This window comes from Streptacidiphilus jeojiense (genome assembly GCF_000719095.1).
GTDB classification, from domain to species: Bacteria; Actinomycetota; Actinomycetes; order Streptomycetales; family Streptomycetaceae; genus Streptacidiphilus; species Streptacidiphilus jeojiensis.
In genome coordinates this window covers 104,378-122,232 of the sequence record NZ_JOEH01000002.1, presented here as the reverse complement: position 1 = coordinate 122,232, position 17,855 = coordinate 104,378, and the positions used below count along the sequence as shown (strand labels likewise).

The window sequence follows — 17,855 nt, the reverse complement described above, 5'->3', positions numbered from 1 at the left end:
CTCGCCGTACCGCCGACGACCCGTCACCCTGGACCCCATGGCACCAGGAGCGACCCAGGCCGACCGGGCCGCGGACGTCGGGGCGGTCGTCGCCCGGCTGCGCGGACTGGTCACCGCGCTGCCCGCGCAGGACGGCGTGGCGGCCTTCGCCACCGCCTATCTGACCGTCACCGAGGCCCTCGCCGGGCACCTCGCGGCGGGCGGCTACTTCAAGAACCCCGACGGGGTCGCCCGGCTGGACGTGCTGTTCGCCGGACGCTTCCTGGACGCCCTCACCGCCCGCCGGCCCCCGGCCTGCTGGCGTCCGCTGCTGCAGCTGCGGCTGCACCCGGGGGTGCTGCCGGTGCAGTTCGCGCTGTGCGGGATGAACGCGCACATCGAGCACGACCTGCCGCTGGCGGTGGTGGACGCCTGCACCCTGCTGGGCTGCTCCCCCGAGGAGCTCTCCGGCGACTTCCACCGCGTCAACGACCTGCTGGCGCAGGTCGAGGAGGAGGTCAGGGACCGGCTGATGCCGGTCGTCGACGGCGAGCTGGCGGTGGCCGAGCCGCTGCTGCACCTGCTCAGCGCCTGGAGCATCGAACGGGCCCGGGACGCCGCCTGGGCCTCGGCGGCCACGCTCTGGGAGCTGCGCGACCGCCCCGACGCCTACCGGGTGGCCGCCGAGGCCCTGGACGACGCGACCGGCCTGGTCTGCCGCTGCCTGCTCACCCCGCTGGGAGCACTCGGTGCGCTCGGGACCGGATGAGCAGGCAGCCTGCCCGACCGGCTACCAGCTGGCGTGCAGCGGCTTGCCCTCGGCGTAGCCGGAGGCGCTCTGCACGCCGACCACGGCGTTCTCGCGGAACTCCTCCAGCGAGTGCGCACCGGCGTAGGTGCAGGAGCTGCGGACACCGGCGACGATCGCGTCGATCAGGTCCTCGACGCCGGGGCGGGCCGGGTCCAGGAACATCCGCGAGGTGGAGATGCCCTCCTCGAACAGCGCCTTGCGGGCCCGGTCGTAGGAGGACTCCTCGGAGGTCCGGTTGCGCACCGCACGCGCCGAGGCCATCCCGAAGCTCTCCTTGTACTGCCGGCCGTCGGCGGCGGTCTGCAGGTCGCCGGGCGACTCGTAGGTCCCGGCGAACCAGGAGCCGATCATCACATTGGAGGCGCCGGCGGCCAGCGCCATCGCCACGTCGCGCGGGTGCCGCACCCCGCCGTCCGCCCAGACGTGCTTGCCCAGCCTGCGGGCCTCGGCGGCGCACTCCAGCACCGCGGAGAACTGCGGGCGGCCCACCCCGGTCATCATCCGGGTGGTGCACATCGCGCCGGGGCCGACACCGACCTTGAGGATGTCCGCGCCGGCCTCGACCAGGTCGCGCACACCGGCGGCGGCGACCACGTTCCCAGCCACGATCGGCACCTGCGGGTCCAGGGCGCGCACCGCCTTCAGCGCGCTGATCATGGACTCCTGGTGCCCGTGCGCGGTGTCGACGATCAGCACGTCGGCGCCAGCCCCCAGCAGCGCCTCGGCCTTGCCGGCGACGTCGCCGTTGATGCCGACGGTGGCGGCGATCCGCAGCCGCCCGGCGGCGTCGACGGCCGGGCTGTAGAGGGTGGCCCGCAGCGCGTTCTTGCGGGTCAGGATCCCCACCAGCTGCCCCTTGCCGTCCACCACCGGGGCCAGTTTGCGGTGGGCGTTGGTGAGCCGGTCGAAGGCCTCGCGGGGTGCGATGCCCTCCTCCAGCAGCAGCAGGTCGGCCGACATCACCGCGGACAGGCTGGTGAAGCGGTCCACGCCCTGGCAGTCGGACTCGGTGACCACGCCGACCGGCCTGCCGTCCTCGACGACCACCAGCGCGCCGTGGGCCCGCTTGGGCAGCAGCGACAGCGCGTCGGCGACGGTGGCGCCCGGGGCCAGGGTGATGGGCGTGTCGTGCACCAGGTGGCGCTGCTTGACCCAGCCGATGACCTCGGAGACCACGTCCAGCGGGATGTCCTGCGGGATCGCCACCAGACCGCCGCGGCGGGCCACCGTCTCGGCCATCCGGCGTCCGGCGATGGCCGTCATATTGGCCACCACCAGCGGGATCGTGGTGCCGGTGCCGTCCTCCGAGGAGAGGTCCACGGCCTGCCGGGAGCCCACCGACGAACGGCTGGGCACCATGAACACGTCGTCGTAGGTCAGGTCGTACGGCGCCGACGGACGCTCGTCGTGACTGCCGGTCTGGGGGTTCAAGAAGCGCATCTGGGGGCTCTCTGCTGCGGCGGGGGTAGACCTCGGGTGCGGCGGGGAGCGCATCAGGGCGCCCTGCACCCAACGTTCGATTCTCGTACATCGGACGAGAAGGATCCAGCTCAGCGGCGTTTCCTGCGGTTCCGCACAGGTGGCGGCGGCGGGGCGGGAACCGGACTTGTAGCTTCCCACAAGTCCGGCCCCATGCCCTCAGCGGCGGCACTCTCAGTGGCGGTGCACCCAGGGTGAGCCCTCGGTCGCCGCGGCCGCCTGCGCGCGCAGCCTGCGGACGGCCTCGGCCGGGTCCTCGGCCCCGTAGACGGCCGATCCGGCGACGAACACGTCCGCGCCGGCGTCCGCGCAGCGCTCGATGGTCTCGGCGGAGACCCCGCCGTCGATCTGCAGCCACAGCTGCAGGCCGTGCCGGTTGATCAGCTCCCGGGTGCGGCGGATCTTGGGCAGCATGATGTCCAGGAAGGACTGGCCGCCGAAGCCCGGCTCCACCGTCATGATCAACAGCATGTCCAGCTCGGACAGCAGGTCCTCGTAGGGCTCGATCGGCGTGGCCGGCTTCAGCGCCATCGAGGCCCGGGCGCCCAGCGAGCGGATCTCCCGCGCCAGCCGCACCGGCGCCGCCGCGGCCTCGACGTGGAAGGTCACCGACCCGGCCCCGGCCTCCGCGTACTGCGGGGCCCAGCGGTCCGGGTCCTCGATCATCAGATGGCAGTCGATCGGGATGTCGGTGGCCTTGCGCAGCGACTCGACCACCGGCAGGCCCAGGGTCAGGTTGGGCACGAAGTGGTTGTCCATGACGTCGACGTGCAGCCAGTCGGCGCCGCGGACGGCCTCCGCCTCGTCGGCGAGCCGCGCGAAGTCCGCGGCCAGGATGCTGGGGCTGATCTGAGGGCTCATGGCGCCGATTATCCCTGGTGGAACCGGTGGTCAGGACTTCTTGCGGAGCAGTGCCAGATACATGGCGTCGGTGCCGTGCAGATGCGGCCACAGCTGCACGTCCGGCCCCTCGCCCAGGTCGGGGACGCCGGGCAGCAGCGGCCTGGCGTCGATGTACTCCAGGTCGGAGCGTCCGCGCAGCACGTCCTGGACCACCACCCGGGTCTCGGCCAGGTGCGGGGAGCAGGTGGCGTAGCCGACCACGCCGCCCGGACGGGTGGCCTCGATCGCCGACTCCAGCAGGCCGCGCTGCAGCGGACCGAAGTTGGCCACGTCCTCGGGGCGGCGCCGCCAGCGCGACTCGGGCCGGCGCCGCAGCGCGCCGAGCCCGCTGCAGGGGACGTCCACCAGCACCCGGTCGAAGCTGCCCGGACGCCAGGCGGGCCGCAGCCCGTCCGCGGTGATCACCGCGTAGCGGCCGGGGTTGCCGTGCAGCGCCTTGGCGACCAGCGCCGCGCGGTGCGGCTGCGACTCGGAGGCGACCAGTGCCGCGCCCCGCTGCGCGGCCAGCGCGGCCAGCAGCGCGGCCTTGCCGCCGGGTCCGGCGCAGCCGTCCAGCCACAGCTCGTCGCGGCCCTCCACCGGCGCCGCCGCCAGCGCGGCGGCGACCAGCTGGCTGCCCTCGTCCTGGACCCCGGCGCGGTTCTCGGCGACGGCCGGGACCACGGCCGGGTCGCCGCCCTCCACCAGCCGTACCGCGTAGGGGGACCAGCGCCCGGCCTCGCTCTCCTCCGCGGGCAGCGAGTCGCGCAGCTCCGCGGCGGTGGAGCGGCCCGGACGGGCCACCAGGGTCACCGCCGGGCGCTCGTTGTCGGCGGCCAGCAGCTCGGAGACGGCGGTACGGCCGCAGTGCTGCGGCTGCCAGACCCCCAGCGAGTCCCACAGCGCGGCGACCACCCAGCGCGGATGCGAGTACAGCACCGCGAGGTGGTCCTCGGCGTCCTCCTCGTAGGGCGGCGCGACCTGCTCCAGCCAGGTGTCCAGGTCCTGGGTGGAGATCTTGCGCATCACCGCGTTGACGAACTTGGCCCGCCCGTCGCCGAGGACCACCCGGGCCAGCTCCACGGTGGCGGAGACCGCCGCGTGCGGGGGGATCCGGGTGCCCAGCAGCTGGTGCGCGCCCAGCGACAGCACGTCCAGCACATTGGGGTCGACCTTGCTCAGCGGCCGGTCGATGCAGGCCCCGATGATGGCGTCGTAGCTGCCGCGCATCCGCAGCGTGCCGTAGACCAACTCGGTGGCGAAGGCCGCGTCACGGCGCTCGAAGCCCTCGTTCTTCTCCGCCTTGCGCAGCAGCGAGGGCAGGATCAGGTTGGCGTAGGCGTCGCGCTCGTCCACGGCCCGCAGCGCGGTGAAGGCGACCATCCGGGCCGGGTCCTTCTTGGGACGGCGGTGCGGACGCGGAGCTGACTTGGGGGCTGGGCCGGTCATGTGGTGCCTCGCAAAGGTGCTGACGTTGGTTATGGAGTACGGATACGGAGTACGGAGGGGCTCGGCGGCGTGACTAGCCCAGGCGCTCGCCGGGCTCCAGACGCGATCCCCGCGCCCAGTCTCCCGCCTGCATCCGCTTCTTGCCCTGCGGCTGGACCTCGCCCAGCTCGATCTCGTGGCTGCCGGTGCCGACCCGGACGGTGTTCTTGTTCACCGCGATCTCGCCGGGCGCCAGCTCCGAGCGGCCGGCCGCGAGCCGCACCGGTCCCAGCTTGAGCCGCTCGCCGCGGAACAGGGTCCAGGCGCCGGGGGCCGGGGAGCAGCCGCGGACCACCCGGTCCACCCGCAGCGCCGGGGTGGACCAGTCGACCCTGGCGTCCTCGACGCTGATCTTGGGCGCCAGGCTGACCCCGTCGGCCGGCTGGGGGCGCGGGCTGAGCCTGCCCTCCTCGATGCCGTCCATGGTCGCCACCAGCAGCCGGGCGCCGGAGCGGGACAGCCGCTCCAGCAGGTCGCCGCTGGTGTCGCCGGGGCGCACCAGCTCGGTGACTGTCCCGTACACCGGTCCGGTGTCCAGTCCCTGCTCGATCTCGAAGGTCGAGGCACCGGTGACCTCGTCCCCGGCCAGCACCGCGTGCTGCACCGGGGCAGCGCCGCGCCAGGCCGGCAGCAGCGAGAAGTGCAGGTTCACCCAGCCGTGGCGGGGGATCTCCAGGGCCGCCTTGGGCAGCAGCGCGCCGTAGGCGACCACCGGGCAGCAGTCCGGGGCCAGCTGCGCCAGCCGCTCCAGGAACTCCGGGTCACGCGGGCGCTCCGGCCTCAGCACCTCGATCCCGTGCTGCTCGGCCAGCTGCGCCACCGGGCTGGCGACCAGCTTGCGGCCGCGGCCGGCCGGCGCGTCCGGGCGGGTGACCACCGCGGCCACCTCGTGCCGGGAGGCGATCAGCGCCTCCAGCGCGGGCAGGGCGGGCTCGGGCGTACCGGCGAATACGAGCTTCAAGGACGGGGCCTTCCAGGATGGTGAAGCGGCAGGGGGAGGGTCAGAGCGCGCGGCCGAAGGTGCTGTGCGGGGAGACCTTCACCTGCGGCGCGGAGTCCCCGGCCCACTCGGCCTCGCGGACGGCCCGCAGCGCGGCCTTGCGCTGCTCGCGGTCCAGCCGGTCGATGAAGATGATGCCGTCGAGGTGGTCGGTCTCGTGCTGGATGCAGCGCGCCAGCAGCTGGGTGCCCTCGACGGTGACCGGGTCGCCGTACTCGTTGAAGCCCTTGGCCACGACCCCGTAGGCCCGCTTGCAGTCGAAGGTGAGCCCGGGCAGCGACAGGCAGCCCTCCGGGCCGTCCTGCTCCTCCTCGGTGAGGTCCAGCCGCGGGTTGATCAGATGACCGACCACCCCGTCCACGTGGTAGGTGAACACCCGCAGCGAGACGCCGATCTGCGGGGCGGCCAGGCCCGAGCCCGGGGCGTCCTTCATGGTCTCGGTGAGATCGGCGACCAGGGTGCGCAGCTCCTTGTCGAAGACCGTCACCGGTTGGGCCGTCAGCCGGAGCACCGGGTCGCCGAAGATGCGGATGGGCTGAATCGCCACGGAACGGGCTCCCGTCGGTCAGGGTGGAGGCGTGCAGCAACAAGAAGTGCACAGACACGCCAGTCTACTGACGTGGCGGGGGCACCGACCCCCAGGTCGCACGCCTCCACCCGCACGCCGTGCGCATGCCTCCGCACGCCCCCGCCGTGACCAGTCGGGCACTTCGGCCGTTGGTCAAAGGAGATTGACCGCCGGTTCCGAGAGGCTCCCGAATACCATGGCCGACCACGCCACCCACGACGCCCGGGCAAGGGCCAGTCTGCACCTGCTGGTGCGGGACATCGAGCGGGTGCGGCGCCAGGTCGACGCGCTGCGTACGCTCACCGCACAGCTCGGCAACGTGTACCGCCCGCGCCGCCCCACCACCGCCGCCGGTTTCGTCGTCTACGGACGTGCCCCCGCGCCCACGGTACGGCTGGCGCAGGAGCTCAGGGACAGCGTGGAGGGCCTGGTCGCCGCCGCCGTCGAGTTCGACCGCTCGCTGGGCTTCTCCTGGGACGCCGTCGGCTCCGCACTGGGCGTCACCAAGCAGGCCGTGCACCGCAGGTACGGCGTGCGCCGCCCCGCGGACGGCACCGTGGCCGGCGTCCCCGAGCAGGGCAGCCGCAGCACTCCGGCCGAGGCCCTCGCCGAGGTGCTGGACACCCCCGCCGGACAGAGCCTGGCACCCTCCGGCGGAGTGCAGATCCCCGGCGGCCTGTCCCGCGCGATCCCCGCTGCGCGGCGCGACCACGTCGTCCCTACCGAAGCGGCGGAGCAGGTGGAGAACGTCCGGCGCTGAGTGCGGCATGTGCATGGCTTGTCGCGCAGTTCCCCGCGCCCCCAGGGGGCTGCAACTGGGCCAGTTGCACTTGCTTAGGGGCGCGGGGAACTGCGCGGCCAACCAGGCAGACGCCGCAGCCGAGGATCCGCCTCAGCCGATGTCCGGCGGATCGACCCGCACCCGCACCGGCTCGGCCGACCTCCGCACCAGCTGGGCGACCTGAGCCGCCTTCAGCGCCGCGGCCAGCGCCGCCCCCCGCCCCGGATCGACCCGCAGCAGCACCCGCTCCAACGGCTCCGCGCCCGGGCCGCCCGGAGCGCCCCCGCCCGAGGGCCGCCCCCGCACCGGCACCGGCCCCAGCACGTCGCCGCCCTCCGGCAGCCGCAGCAGCCCCAGTAGATCCTCGACCGAGGCGGCACTGCCCGTCACCGAGGCCATCCGCGACACCGGCGGGAACCGCAGTTCGGCCCGCTCGCCCAGCTCCAGCGCCGCGAACCCGGCCGGGTCCCACCGCACCAGCGCCTGCACCGGCCGCAGCGTCTCCTCCGCGACGACCACCACCGTGCCGCCCTGCTCCCGCGGCCGCACCAGCGCGGCCGCGTTGGTCCAGCGCCGCAGCGCGTCCTCGCCGGCCCGCAGGTCGGCCCGGCCCAGCAGGGCCCAGCCGTCCAGCAGCAGCGCAGCCGCGTAACCGCCCTCGGCCACCGGCTCGGCCCCCGGGGTGGACACCACCAGCGCCGGGGCGTCCGGCACCGAGGCCAGCACCTCGGCCCGCCCCGAGGTGCGGACCGGGACCAGCGGAAAGGCCCGTCCCAGCTCCTCGGCGGTGCGCCTGGTCCCGACCACCTGGGCCCGCAGCCCGGTCCCGCCGCACTCCCGACAGTGCCAGTCCGCCTCGGTCCGCCCGCACCAGGCGCAGGTGAGTACGCCGTCGGCGCCCGGCAGCGCCAGCGGCCCGGCGCAGTGGGCGCAGCGCGCGCCCTCCCGGCAGCGGGTGCAGGCCAGCCTCGGCACATAGCCGCGCCGCGGCACCTGCACCAGTACCGGACCGCGTTCCAGCGCCTCCCTGGCCACCCGCCAGGCGTGCGAGGGCAGCCGGGCCGCCCGGGCCGCCGCGTCGTCCGACTGGTCCCGGTCCGAGACCGTGCGGACCAGCGGGGCGCTGCGCCGCACCTGCTCCCGGTCCGCGGCCAGAGGTCTGGCCCAGCCGGTGTGCAGCAGCTGCGCCGCCTCCACCGTGGTGGTCAGCCCGCCGATCAGCACCGCGGCACCGACCTCGGCGGCCCGCAGCAGCAGCACGTCGCGGGCGTGCGGATAGGGGGCGCGCTCGTCGCTGTGCCGGTCGTCCCCGTCGTCCCACACCGCCAGCAGCCCCAGCTCGCGCACCGGCGCGAACATCGCGGCCCTGGTGCCCACCACGGCGCGGACCGAGCCGCGGCTGACGGCCAGCCAGCGGCGGTAGCGCTCCTCGGCGCCGTGCTCGGCGGTGAGCGCCACATGGTGCCCGGAGCCCAGCAGCTCCAGCAGCGCGGCGTCCAACTGCGCCACCGAGCGGCCGTCGGGCAGCACCACCAGCGCGCCCCGTCCCGAGGCCAGCGCCGAGGCCACCGCCACGGCCAGCTCAGCCGCCCAGCTCCCGCCGGGCAGCGCCGTCCACACCGCCCTGGGCGCGCCGCCGGCCGCGAGTGCGGACAGGAAGGCCGGCCCCTGCGGATAGCGGCTCCAGGAGCCGGCGGGCGGCGGCGCCGGCGCCGGCAGCGGGTCCGGCGAGGGGGCCGCCTCGGCCCGGCCGTGCTTGGGCGGCACCGCCAGCTGCAGCACGTCCGCCAGCGTCCCGGCGTAGCGGTCCGCGACCGCCCGGCACAGCCGCAGCAGCTCCGGCGAGAGCACCGGCTCCGGCGACAGCACCTGGCTCAGCGGCGCCAGCGGTCCGGCGTAGTCGGACGCCGCCAGCCGCTCCACCACGAAGCCGTCGATCAGCGTGCCGCCCTCGCGCCGGCCCTTGACCACCCGCGCGCCGAACCGCACCCGGACCCGGACCCCGGGTTGGGCGGTCTCGTCCAGATCCACCGGAACGGAGTAGTCGAAGTACTGGTCGATCACCAGCACACCCTTGTTGACGACCACTCGGGCGACCGGCAGCCGGCCGGTGGTCGCCTTGGGGTTGGTCCTGGGCTTCGCCCTGGCCCTGGCCTTCTTCAGCTCGGCACGGACCAGCTCCAGTTGCTCCCCCGCTCCCCCTTCGGAGGCGGGGGCACGGTCGGGGGAGCCGGTGCTGCCGTTCATGCCCCAAGTCCTACCAGAACCGACCGACACATCCCGATGCCGGGACGGCCCCGGGGCGGCAGAATGCGGGTCATGACGAATCTCGATGATTTCGGCGGGGGCCAGCACAGCACCGAGGTCCTGGTGGTCACCACCAACGACGTTCCCGGCCACCGGGTGGACCGGGTGATCGGCGAGGTGTTCGGCCTCACCGTCCGCTCCCGCAACATCGGCAGCCAGATCGGCGCCGGCTTCAAGTCGCTGGCCGGCGGCGAGCTGCGCGGGCTCACCAAGACCCTGGTGGAGAGCCGCAACCAGGCCATGGACCGACTGGTGGAGCAGGCCAGGTCGCGCGGTGCCAACGCGGTGCTGGCCATGCGCTTCGACGTCACCGAGGCCGGCGGCAACGGCGCCGAGATCTGCGCCTACGGAACCGCCGCCGTGATCAGCCCGCTCGGCTGACGCTCCCTCGACCGCGCGGCGGACGGCGACGGCCCCTCCGGATCTCTCCGGAGGGGCCGTCGGCCGTTCTGGGCTGCTGTCAGGCCTCGACAGCGCGCTTCAGCGCCTCGGCGCGGTCGGTGCGCTCCCAGGTGAAGTCCGGCAGCTCACGGCCGAAGTGGCCGTAGGCGGCGGTCTGGGAGTAGATCGGGCGCAGCAGGTCCAGGTCGCGGATGATCGCGGCCGGTCGCAGGTCGAAGACCTGGGTGACGGCTTCCTGGATCTTGAGCACCGGGGCGGTCTCGGTGCCGAAGGTCTCCACGAACAGGCCCACCGGCTCGGCCTTGCCGATCGCGTAGGCGACCTGGACCTCGGCGCGCCGGGCCAGGCCCGCGGCGACGATGTTCTTGGCGACCCAGCGCATCGCGTACGCGGCGGAGCGGTCGACCTTGGACGGGTCCTTGCCGGAGAACGCGCCGCCACCGTGACGGGCCATGCCGCCGTAGGTGTCGATGATGATCTTGCGGCCGGTCAGGCCGGCGTCGCCCATCGGGCCGCCGATCTCGAAGCGGCCGGTCGGGTTCACCAGCAGCCGGTAGCCCTCGGTGACCAGGGTGATGCCCTCGTCGGCCAGCGCCTTCAGCTCCGGCTCCACCACGAACTCGCGGATGTCGGGGGCCAGCAGCGAGTCCAGGTCGATGTCGGACGCGTGCTGCGAGGAGACCACCACGGTGTCCAGGCGCACGGCCGAGTCGCCGTCGTACTCGATGGTCACCTGGGTCTTGCCGTCGGGGCGCAGGTACGGGATGGTCCCGTTCTTGCGCACCTCGGACAGGCGCTTGGCCAGCCGGTGCGCCAGGGTGATCGGCAACGGCATCAGCTCGGGCGTGTCGTCGCACGCGTACCCGAACATCAGACCCTGGTCGCCGGCACCCTGCTTGTCGAGCTCGTCGTCGTCGCCCTCGACGCGGTTCTCGTAGGCGTCGTCGACGCCCTGGGCGATGTCGGGCGACTGGGCGCCGATGGACACCGACACGCCGCAGGAGGCGCCGTCGAAGCCCTTCTTGGACGAGTCGTAGCCGATCTCCAGGATCTTCTCCCGGACCAGCTGCGCGATCGGCGCGTAGGCCTTGGTGGTGACCTCACCGGCGACATGGACCTGGCCGGTGGTGATCAGCGTCTCCACGGCGACCCGCGAGGTGGGGTCGTCCTTCAGGAGGGCGTCGAGAATGGTGTCGCTGATCTGGTCAGCGATCTTGTCGGGGTGACCCTCGGTCACGGACTCCGAAGTGAACAGGCGGCGAGACACAGCGCTCCCTGAGTTGCAGCGGCTGCTGACTGAACCGGCGGATTGGTGGGAACCCCGCCGGTCCGGAAAGACTTATGGAGGACTACTGCGGGGAGTGTAACCAAAGGTTCCCGCATCTGACTCACAGGGTCTCATTCTTTGGATCCGCACAGGGTCGTTTCTGCTGGCCGGACGGGGTCAGCGGAGCCGCTCCGCGACCAGGTCCCACAGCAGATCGGCCAGTGCCGCCTTGGGTCCGAAGGGCACGGCCGTCTCCGAGCCGTCCCTCGAAAGGATGACCGCCTCGTTGTCGGCGCTGCCGAAGGCCCGGCCCCGGCCCACCTCGTTGACCACCAGCAGGTCACAGCCCTTGCGGGCCAGCTTGGCCCGGCCGTTGGCGAGCACGTCGTCGGTCTCGGCCGCGAAACCCACCACGACCTGGCCCGGGGCCTGCCGCTGCTGCGAGATCTCGGCCAGCACGTCCGGGTTGCGCACCAGCTCCACCGGCGCGGGCGACTCACCCTCCACCTTCTTGATCTTCACATGCTTGTAATGAGCCGGCCGGAAGTCGGCCACCGCGGCCGCCATCACCACCGCGTCCGCGTCGGCCGCGGCGGCCAGCACCGCCTCCCGCAGCTCCGCCGCGGTGCCGACCCGGACCAGGTCCACCCCGGCCGGGTCCGGCAGGTCGGTGTTGGCCGCGACCAGGGTGACCCGGGCCCCGCGGGCGGCGGCGACCGCGGCCAGCGCGTAGCCCTGGCGTCCGGTGGAGAGGTTGCCCAGGAAGCGCACCGGGTCCAGCGGCTCGCGGGTGCCCCCGGCGGAGACCACCAGATGACGGCCGGCCAGGTCGGCCTGGCCGGCGTCCGCGCCGCGGGTCAGCACCCGCCGGCACAGCTCGAAGATCGCGTCCGGGTCGGGGAAGCGGCCCTTGCCGGTGTCCACGCCGGTCAGCCGGCCCACCGCGGGCTCGATCACCACCGCGCCGCGGCGGCGCAGCGTGGCGACGTTCTCCTGGGTGGCCGGGTGCTCCCACATCTCGGTGTGCATCGCCGGGGCGAAGACCACCGGGCAGCGGGCCGTCAGCAGGGTGTTGGTGAGCAGGTCGTCGGCGATGCCGTGGGCGGCCTTGGCCATGATGTCGGCCGTCGCCGGGGCGATCACCAGCAGGTCGGCGTGCTGCCCGATCCGCACGTGCGGGACCTCGTGCACGCCCTCCCAGACCTCGGTGGCGACCGGCTTGCCAGACAGCGCCGACCAGGTCGCGGCGCCGACGAAGTGCAGCGCGGAGGCGGTCGGCACCACCCGCACGTCATGGCCGGACTCCGAGAAGCGCCGCAGCAGCTCGCACGCCTTGTAGGCGGCGATGCCCCCGCTGACACCCAGGACGACGTTCACTCGTGGACCACTCCCTGCTCAATCCGTTGCGCGGGCACGCAAAAGCCGCGGCCCGAGCATGCTACGGGCCGCGGCAGGACGCTGCTGTGCGAGGTGCGCCGCCTACTGGGCGTCGATCGCCTCGGCGGTCAGCATGCCGGCGTTGATCTCGCGCAGCGCGATCGACAGCGGCTTCTCGTGGACGTGGGTGTCGACCAGCGGGCCGACGTACTCCAGCAGGCCCTCGCCGAGCTGCGAGTAGTAGGCGTTGATCTGACGCGCGCGCTTGGCCGCGTAGATCACCAGGCTGTACTTGGAGTCGGTGGCCTCGAGCAGCTCATCGATCGGCGGGTTGATGATGCCTTCGGGCGCTGTCATCGAAGAGGACACGCGGGAACCTTCCGGAGAAAATGATCAGACTACGTTGAGCAAGGCTAGCAGTTCCGCCGCTACACCCTCGACCGAGTGGTTGACCAGAGTGGTGTCGAATTCGCTTTCGGCGGCGAGTTCCACCTTGGCGCTGCGCAGCCGCTCGTCGATGACCTCCTGCGGCTCGGTGCCGCGGCCGGTGAGGCGGCGGACCAGCTCCTCCCAGGAGGGCGGGGCCAGGAAGACGGACTGGGCCTCGGGCATGGACTCGCGCACCTGGCGGGCGCCCTGGAGATCGATCTCCAGCAGCACCGGCTCGCCGCGCTCCAGCTTGTCCAGGACGGGCTTGCGGGGCGTGCCGTAGTGGTTGCCGGCGAACACCGCCCACTCCAGCAGCTCGCCGTTGGCCACCATCTTGGCGAACTCGTCCTCGTCGACGAAGTAGTACTGCACACCGTGCTTCTCGCCCGGCCGCGGCTTGCGGGTGGTCGCGGACACGGAGAGCCATACTTCGGGGTGCTTTGCTCGCATAAAGCTGACGACCGTGCTCTTGCCGACCCCTGAGGGGCCGGAGAGCACGGTCAGCCGCGGACGTTCACTCATGTACCGATTATCCAGGAACCGGGACGGTTCTCGAACCATCGGCACGGATCAGGCCGGAGCGCCGCCGAACTCGCGCTCCAGGGAAGCGATCTGGTTGGTACCGAGACCGCGCACACGACGGCTCTCGGAGATGCCGAGCCGCTCCATGATCTGCTTGGCCCGGACCTTGCCGACGCCCGGGAGCGACTCCAGGAGAGCACTGACCTTCATCTTGCCGATGACGTCGTTCTCCTGGCCGGCCTTGATGACCTCGTGGAGCGAAGCGCCGCTGTGCTTGAGCCGGTTCTTGATCTCGGCGCGCTCCCGGCGAGCCTCAGCTGCCTTGGCGAGCGCAGCGGTGCGCTGCTCAGGGGTAAGGGGCGGAAGTGCCACGCCGTTCACCTCAGTGATTCGAACGAATAGGACAGGACTGGTTGTCAGCCGCTGAGGAACCTAGTAGCTCTGACCTGCAAGAGCAACGTGGAACACGCCCCTCAGTGGACTTACCGCCGGACACTACCCCTCTGCGCGGTCCACGTCAGGAAAAAGCACAGAAAAGTCCTGGTCAGCCTCGCTCGGGCAGGACTTTTCCGGACATATCCCCCGGTTTTCGAGGAGTGGCGACCCGACTCGTCGGCCCACCCCGCCACCGAGGCCCCTGCTCGGATCAAATCCGCTGATCAGGAGCACACAAGGTGTTCACGAAAGCATCACACGAACGAGCGATCCGGCGGGCCGTCAGCCGATCGCGCTACGCACCTCGTCCACAAATCGAGCAGACACCTCGCGCAGCGCCGCGACCGAGGGGCCGTGCTTCAGTACGTCGCGGCTGACGCTCGGCAGCACATTGGCCGCCGCGGCGCCGAAGACCGCAGGGAGGTCCGCCGGGGTCGCGCCCTGGGCGCCGACCCCGGGGGCCAGCAGCGCGCCGTTGATCTCCAGGTCCTCGCCGATGTCCCTGAGGGTGGCACCGACGACCGCGCCGAAGCTGCCCAGCGGGCTCGCGTCGGCGTTCTCCGCGGCGAGCTGCCGCAGCACCGACTGCGCGACGCTGAGGCCGTCCTCCCCCACCGCGCGCTGCACCTCGTGCCCCTCCGGGTTGGAGGTCAGCGCCAGCGCGAAGAGGCCGGAACCGCTCGCCCGCGCCGCGTCGACGGCCGGCCGCAGCGAGCCGAAGCCCAGATAGGGCGAGACCGTCACCGCGTCGGAGAACAGCGGGCTGGTCGGTGCCAGGAAGGCGTCCGCGTACGCGGCCATGGTCGAGCCGATGTCGCCGCGCTTGGCGTCCATCAGCACCAGGGCGCCCGCCGACCGGGCGTCCGCGACGGTCTGCTCCAGCACCGCGATGCCCCTGCTGCCGAAGCGCTCGAAGAAGGCGCTCTGCGGCTTGAGCACGGCCACCTCGCCCGCCAGCGCCTCCACCACCGTCCGCGAGAACCGCTCCAGGCCGGCGACGTCGTCGCCCAGCCCCCACGCCTCCAGCAGCGCCACGTGCGGGTCGATGCCCACGCAGAGCGGACCACGCTTGTCCATGGCCTGGCGCAGACGGGTGCCGAACGGGGGTGTCATGGCTGAACTCCTTGGTGGTGGTGGGCGAAGCCGATGGCGTCGGTGAACTTGGCGAACCCGCGTTCGGCCAGCGCCTGGCGCAGCTCGGTGAGGACCCGCAGCGGGGCCGAGGGGTCGTTGAAGACGGTGGTGCCGACCGCTATGCCGGAGGCGCCCGCCAGGACGAACTCCAGGGCGTCCAGACCGGTCCTGATACCGCCCATGCCGAAGATCGGCACCACCGGCATGGTCCCGGCCCGCATCGCGGCGTGCACCTGGTAGACGCAGCGCACCGCCACCGGGCGGACCGCGGGCCCGGACAGGCCGCCGCTCAGCCCCGCCAGCACCGGGCGCATGGTGGTGGTGTCGATGGCCATGCCCAGCAGGGTGTTGATCATCGACAGGCCGTCGGCGCCGGCCCGGACGCAGGCCGCGGCGATCTCGGTGATGGAGGTGACGTCCGGGGTGAGCTTGGCGTAGACCGGCAGCGCCGGGTCGACCACCTCGCGGACCGCCGCCATCACGTCGTACGAGGTGGCCGGGTTGCCGCCGAAGACCAGGCCGCGGTTGGCGACGTTGGGGCAGCAGAGGTTGGCCTCGATGCCGACCACCCCGGGCCGGCCGTTCAGCGCCTGCGCCGTCTCGGCGAACTCCTCGACCCGCTCCCCCGCGATCGAGACCAGCACCCGCGCGCCGCGCTCGGCCAGCCAGGGCAGCTCGTGCTCGACGAAGTACCCGATGCCCGCGCCCGGCAGGCCGACCGAGTTGAGCATCCCGCTCGGCGTCTCCGCCATCCGCGGCGTCGGCTGACCCGCCCGCGGATACGGCATGATCGTCTTGGTGGTGATCGACCCCAGCTCCACCAGCGGCTGGAACCGGGCCAGCTCCCGGCCGTAGCCGGCGCAGCCGGAGGCCGTGGTCACCGGATTGGGCAGGGTGCCGTTGCCGAACGGCGCGGTGAGGTCGACGTCGTGGGCTTCCACCTTCAGTGCACTCCCATCGCAGCGGCGCCGTCCAGGTCCGCGGGGATCGTACCGATGTCGTCCCAGCGCACCCGGGTGCCGTCGAAGCAGGGCCCGTCGACGCAGGAGCGGACGAAGCGGCTGACCCCGTCCTCGCCGACCACCGGCAGCACGCAGGTGTTGCACACCCCGACCCCGCAGGCCATGTCCTCCTCGACGGCGCAGAAGCAGCGCGCCCCCTCGGCCGTGGCCACCTCGGTGACCGCCCGCAGCATCGCCCTGGGACCGCAGCAGTAGACCGCCTCGGCCCCGATCGCCTTGATCGCCTCCGCCAGCGGCAGGATCACCCGGCCCTTTATGCCGGCCGAGCCGTCATTGGTGGTGACCAGCACATCGGGGGTGAGCGCACGGGCCGCGTCGACGCCGAACAGCTGGTCCGCGGTACCGGCGCCGAGGATGAAGCCGACTCCCCCGCCCTGCGCCGCGATCTGCTCGGCCAGCGGGAACAGCGGCGCGCTGCCGTAGCCCGCGCCCACGAACAGCGCCGTCATCGGCCCGGCCGGCTGCGGGAAGGCCGTCCCCAGCGGAGCGACCAGGTCGACCGCCGCACCGACCCGGGTGCGCAGCAGCTCCCTGGTGCCGCGGCCGCGTTCGGCGACCACCAGCGAGACGGTCTCGGCCGCGGGGTCGGCCCGGTGGATCCAGAAGGCCCGCCGCAGCAGCATGGACGACTCCGACCCGCCCACCGCCAGCGCGGCGAAATGTCCGGGGCGCACCCGTGACGCGACACCGGGGGCGTGCAGCAGCACCTGCCGCCAGGCCCCGACCGGTGTGATGCCGAGGACCTCCGCCCGGATCTGGAGGGGGTGCGCCATGCGATCACCTTCCGTTGGACGCGCCGACTGCTTCGCTCAGAGTGGCATGTCCACTTGCGCGGAGTCGTGCTGCCAGGCCCCGGTGCAGTTTGCGGCACCAGAAGGGTCCTTCGTAGATGAAGGCACTGTAGCCCTGGATCAGCGTGGCTCCGGCGGTGATCCGCTCCCAGGCGTCGTCGGCGGTCTCGATCCCGCCGACGGACACCAGCGTCAGCCGGTCCCCGGTACGGGCGTACAGCCGGCGCAGCACCTCCAGCGAGCGCGCCTTGAGCGGCGCACCGGACAGGCCGCCGGCTCCGGCCGCCTCGACCTTGGCGGGGTCAGTGCGCAGGCCCTCGCGGCCGATGGTGGTGTTGGTGGCGATGATGCCGTCCAGACCGAGCTCCAGCGCGAGGTCGGCGACGTCGTCGATGTCGGCGTCGGCGAGGTCGGGCGCGATCTTGACCAGGAGCGGGATGTGCCCCTGCGGGGACTTGGCGTCCAGGGTCTCGCGTACCGCGGTGAGCAGCGGCCGGAGCTGGTCCACGGCCTGCAGGTTGCGCAGCCCGGGTGTGTTGGGCGAGCTGACATTGACGACGAAGTAGTCGGCGTGCCGGGCCAGCCGCTCGGTGCTGGTGACGTAGTCGGCGACGGCCTCGGCCTCCGGCACCACCTTGGTCTTGCCGATGTTGACGCCGACGACCGCCTTGGAGCGGAGCGGACGGGCCGCGAGCCGGGCCGCGACGGCGGCGGAGCCCTCGTTGTTGAACCCCATCCGGTTGACCAGCGCGCGGTCGTCGATCAGACGGAACAGCCGGGGCGCGGGGTTGCCGGGCTGCGGCTGGGCGGTGACCGTCCCGATCTCCACGTAGTCGAAGCCGAGCATCGACAGTCCGTCGATCCCCACCGCGTTCTTGTCGAACCCGGCGGCCAGCCCGAACGGACCGGGCAGGTCCAGCCCCAGGGCCTTGGTCCGCAACGCGGGATCCTGCGGAGCGAGGACCTTCGCCACGAGGGTGCGGAGCCCCGGCACGGAGGACGCGAGCCTGATCCAGAAGAACGCCAGGTGATGCGCCTTCTCGGGATCGAGCCGCTTGAAGACGACGTTGAAGAACAACCGGTACACAGATACGGACCTTGTCTCTGCAGGGGCGCGGGGCTCTGCTCGATGAAAAGCAGGCGCTGCCAACCATGCACCTCCGTAGAGGGCTGGTCGCGCA

General features: G+C 72.7%; 18 protein-coding genes. 3 read left to right on the top strand and 15 right to left on the bottom strand.

All coding sequences use genetic code 11. The annotated features are described in order from the left end of the window. Positions 1-37: 37 nt before the first annotated feature. Complete coding sequence (locus tag IF29_RS0102570; protein WP_051724795.1) at positions 38-748, top strand: DUF5995 family protein; 711 nt, start codon at positions 38-40, stop codon at positions 746-748. A 21-nt stretch (positions 749-769) separates the two neighbouring features. On the opposite strand, the gene IF29_RS0102565 is transcribed toward IF29_RS0102570, so the two are convergent. From IF29_RS0102565 to def, 5 genes are all read right to left on the bottom strand, one after another. After that, positions 770-2,230 (bottom strand): GuaB1 family IMP dehydrogenase-related protein, encoded by a 1,461-nt coding sequence (locus IF29_RS0102565; RefSeq protein ID WP_030248848.1) that lies wholly within the window; start codon positions 2,228-2,230, stop codon positions 770-772. 213 nt (positions 2,231-2,443) lie between these two features. After that, positions 2,444-3,130, bottom strand: a complete 687-nt coding sequence (rpe, locus tag IF29_RS0102560) for a ribulose-phosphate 3-epimerase (RefSeq protein ID WP_030248846.1) — start codon at positions 3,128-3,130, stop codon at positions 2,444-2,446. A gap of 30 nt (positions 3,131-3,160) precedes the next feature. After that, positions 3,161-4,600, bottom strand: coding sequence for an RsmB/NOP family class I SAM-dependent RNA methyltransferase (locus IF29_RS0102555; protein WP_030248844.1), 1,440 nt, complete (start codon positions 4,598-4,600; stop codon positions 3,161-3,163). A 73-nt stretch (positions 4,601-4,673) separates the two neighbouring features. Next, positions 4,674-5,600 (bottom strand): methionyl-tRNA formyltransferase, encoded by a 927-nt coding sequence (gene fmt, locus IF29_RS0102550; RefSeq protein WP_030248843.1) that lies wholly within the window; start codon positions 5,598-5,600, stop codon positions 4,674-4,676. Between the two features lie 40 nt (positions 5,601-5,640). Next, positions 5,641-6,186: a peptide deformylase gene (gene def / locus IF29_RS0102545; RefSeq protein ID WP_030248841.1), complete on the bottom strand. Its 546-nt coding sequence runs from the start codon at positions 6,184-6,186 to the stop codon at positions 5,641-5,643. A gap of 217 nt (positions 6,187-6,403) precedes the next feature. Here def and IF29_RS0102540 point away from each other — a divergent pair, with 217 nt between their 5' ends. After that, on the top strand, positions 6,404-6,967 hold the full coding sequence (locus tag IF29_RS0102540; protein WP_030248839.1) for a hypothetical protein: 564 nt from the start codon (positions 6,404-6,406) through the stop codon (positions 6,965-6,967). Between the two features lie 132 nt (positions 6,968-7,099). Here the strand turns inward: IF29_RS0102540 and IF29_RS0102535 are convergent, their stop codons facing one another. Beyond that, the gene (locus IF29_RS0102535; RefSeq protein ID WP_030248838.1) at positions 7,100-9,235 is read right to left on the bottom strand and encodes a primosomal protein N'; all 2,136 of its coding nucleotides are present in this window, start codon (positions 9,233-9,235) and stop codon (positions 7,100-7,102) included. A 72-nt stretch (positions 9,236-9,307) separates the two neighbouring features. Here IF29_RS0102535 and IF29_RS0102530 point away from each other — a divergent pair, with 72 nt between their 5' ends. Beyond that, positions 9,308-9,676, top strand: a complete 369-nt coding sequence (locus IF29_RS0102530; protein WP_030248836.1) for a YbjQ family protein — start codon at positions 9,308-9,310, stop codon at positions 9,674-9,676. Positions 9,677-9,755: 79 nt separating this feature from the next. Here the strand turns inward: IF29_RS0102530 and metK are convergent, their stop codons facing one another. From metK to IF29_RS0102485, 9 genes are all read right to left on the bottom strand, one after another. After that, a complete protein-coding gene (gene metK / locus IF29_RS0102525; protein WP_030248835.1) occupies positions 9,756-10,964 on the bottom strand; it encodes a methionine adenosyltransferase in 1,209 nt (402 codons plus the stop codon). Between the two features lie 177 nt (positions 10,965-11,141). After that, positions 11,142-12,341 (bottom strand): bifunctional phosphopantothenoylcysteine decarboxylase/phosphopantothenate--cysteine ligase CoaBC, encoded by a 1,200-nt coding sequence (coaBC, locus tag IF29_RS0102520; protein WP_030248834.1) that lies wholly within the window; start codon positions 12,339-12,341, stop codon positions 11,142-11,144. A gap of 102 nt (positions 12,342-12,443) precedes the next feature. Then, a complete protein-coding gene (gene rpoZ / locus IF29_RS0102515; protein ID WP_030248832.1) occupies positions 12,444-12,710 on the bottom strand; it encodes a DNA-directed RNA polymerase subunit omega in 267 nt (88 codons plus the stop codon). Positions 12,711-12,734: 24 nt separating this feature from the next. Continuing rightward, the gene (gmk, locus tag IF29_RS0102510; RefSeq protein WP_030248830.1) at positions 12,735-13,292 is read right to left on the bottom strand and encodes a guanylate kinase; all 558 of its coding nucleotides are present in this window, start codon (positions 13,290-13,292) and stop codon (positions 12,735-12,737) included. A gap of 48 nt (positions 13,293-13,340) precedes the next feature. Beyond that, positions 13,341-13,664, bottom strand: coding sequence for an integration host factor (locus IF29_RS0102505; RefSeq protein ID WP_030248828.1), 324 nt, complete (start codon positions 13,662-13,664; stop codon positions 13,341-13,343). Positions 13,665-14,009: 345 nt separating this feature from the next. Beyond that, a complete protein-coding gene (gene pyrF, locus IF29_RS0102500; protein WP_030248827.1) occupies positions 14,010-14,840 on the bottom strand; it encodes an orotidine-5'-phosphate decarboxylase in 831 nt (276 codons plus the stop codon). Beyond that, positions 14,837-15,802: a dihydroorotate dehydrogenase gene (locus IF29_RS0102495; protein WP_030248825.1), complete on the bottom strand. Its 966-nt coding sequence runs from the start codon at positions 15,800-15,802 to the stop codon at positions 14,837-14,839. Before IF29_RS0102495 ends, pyrF begins: the two co-directional genes overlap by 4 nt. A gap of 2 nt (positions 15,803-15,804) precedes the next feature. Next, positions 15,805-16,656, bottom strand: a complete 852-nt coding sequence (locus IF29_RS0102490) for a dihydroorotate dehydrogenase electron transfer subunit (RefSeq protein ID WP_030248823.1) — start codon at positions 16,654-16,656, stop codon at positions 15,805-15,807. 4 nt (positions 16,657-16,660) lie between these two features. After that, positions 16,661-17,761 (bottom strand): quinone-dependent dihydroorotate dehydrogenase, encoded by a 1,101-nt coding sequence (locus tag IF29_RS0102485; RefSeq protein ID WP_030248821.1) that lies wholly within the window; start codon positions 17,759-17,761, stop codon positions 16,661-16,663. Positions 17,762-17,855: the final 94 nt, after the last annotated feature.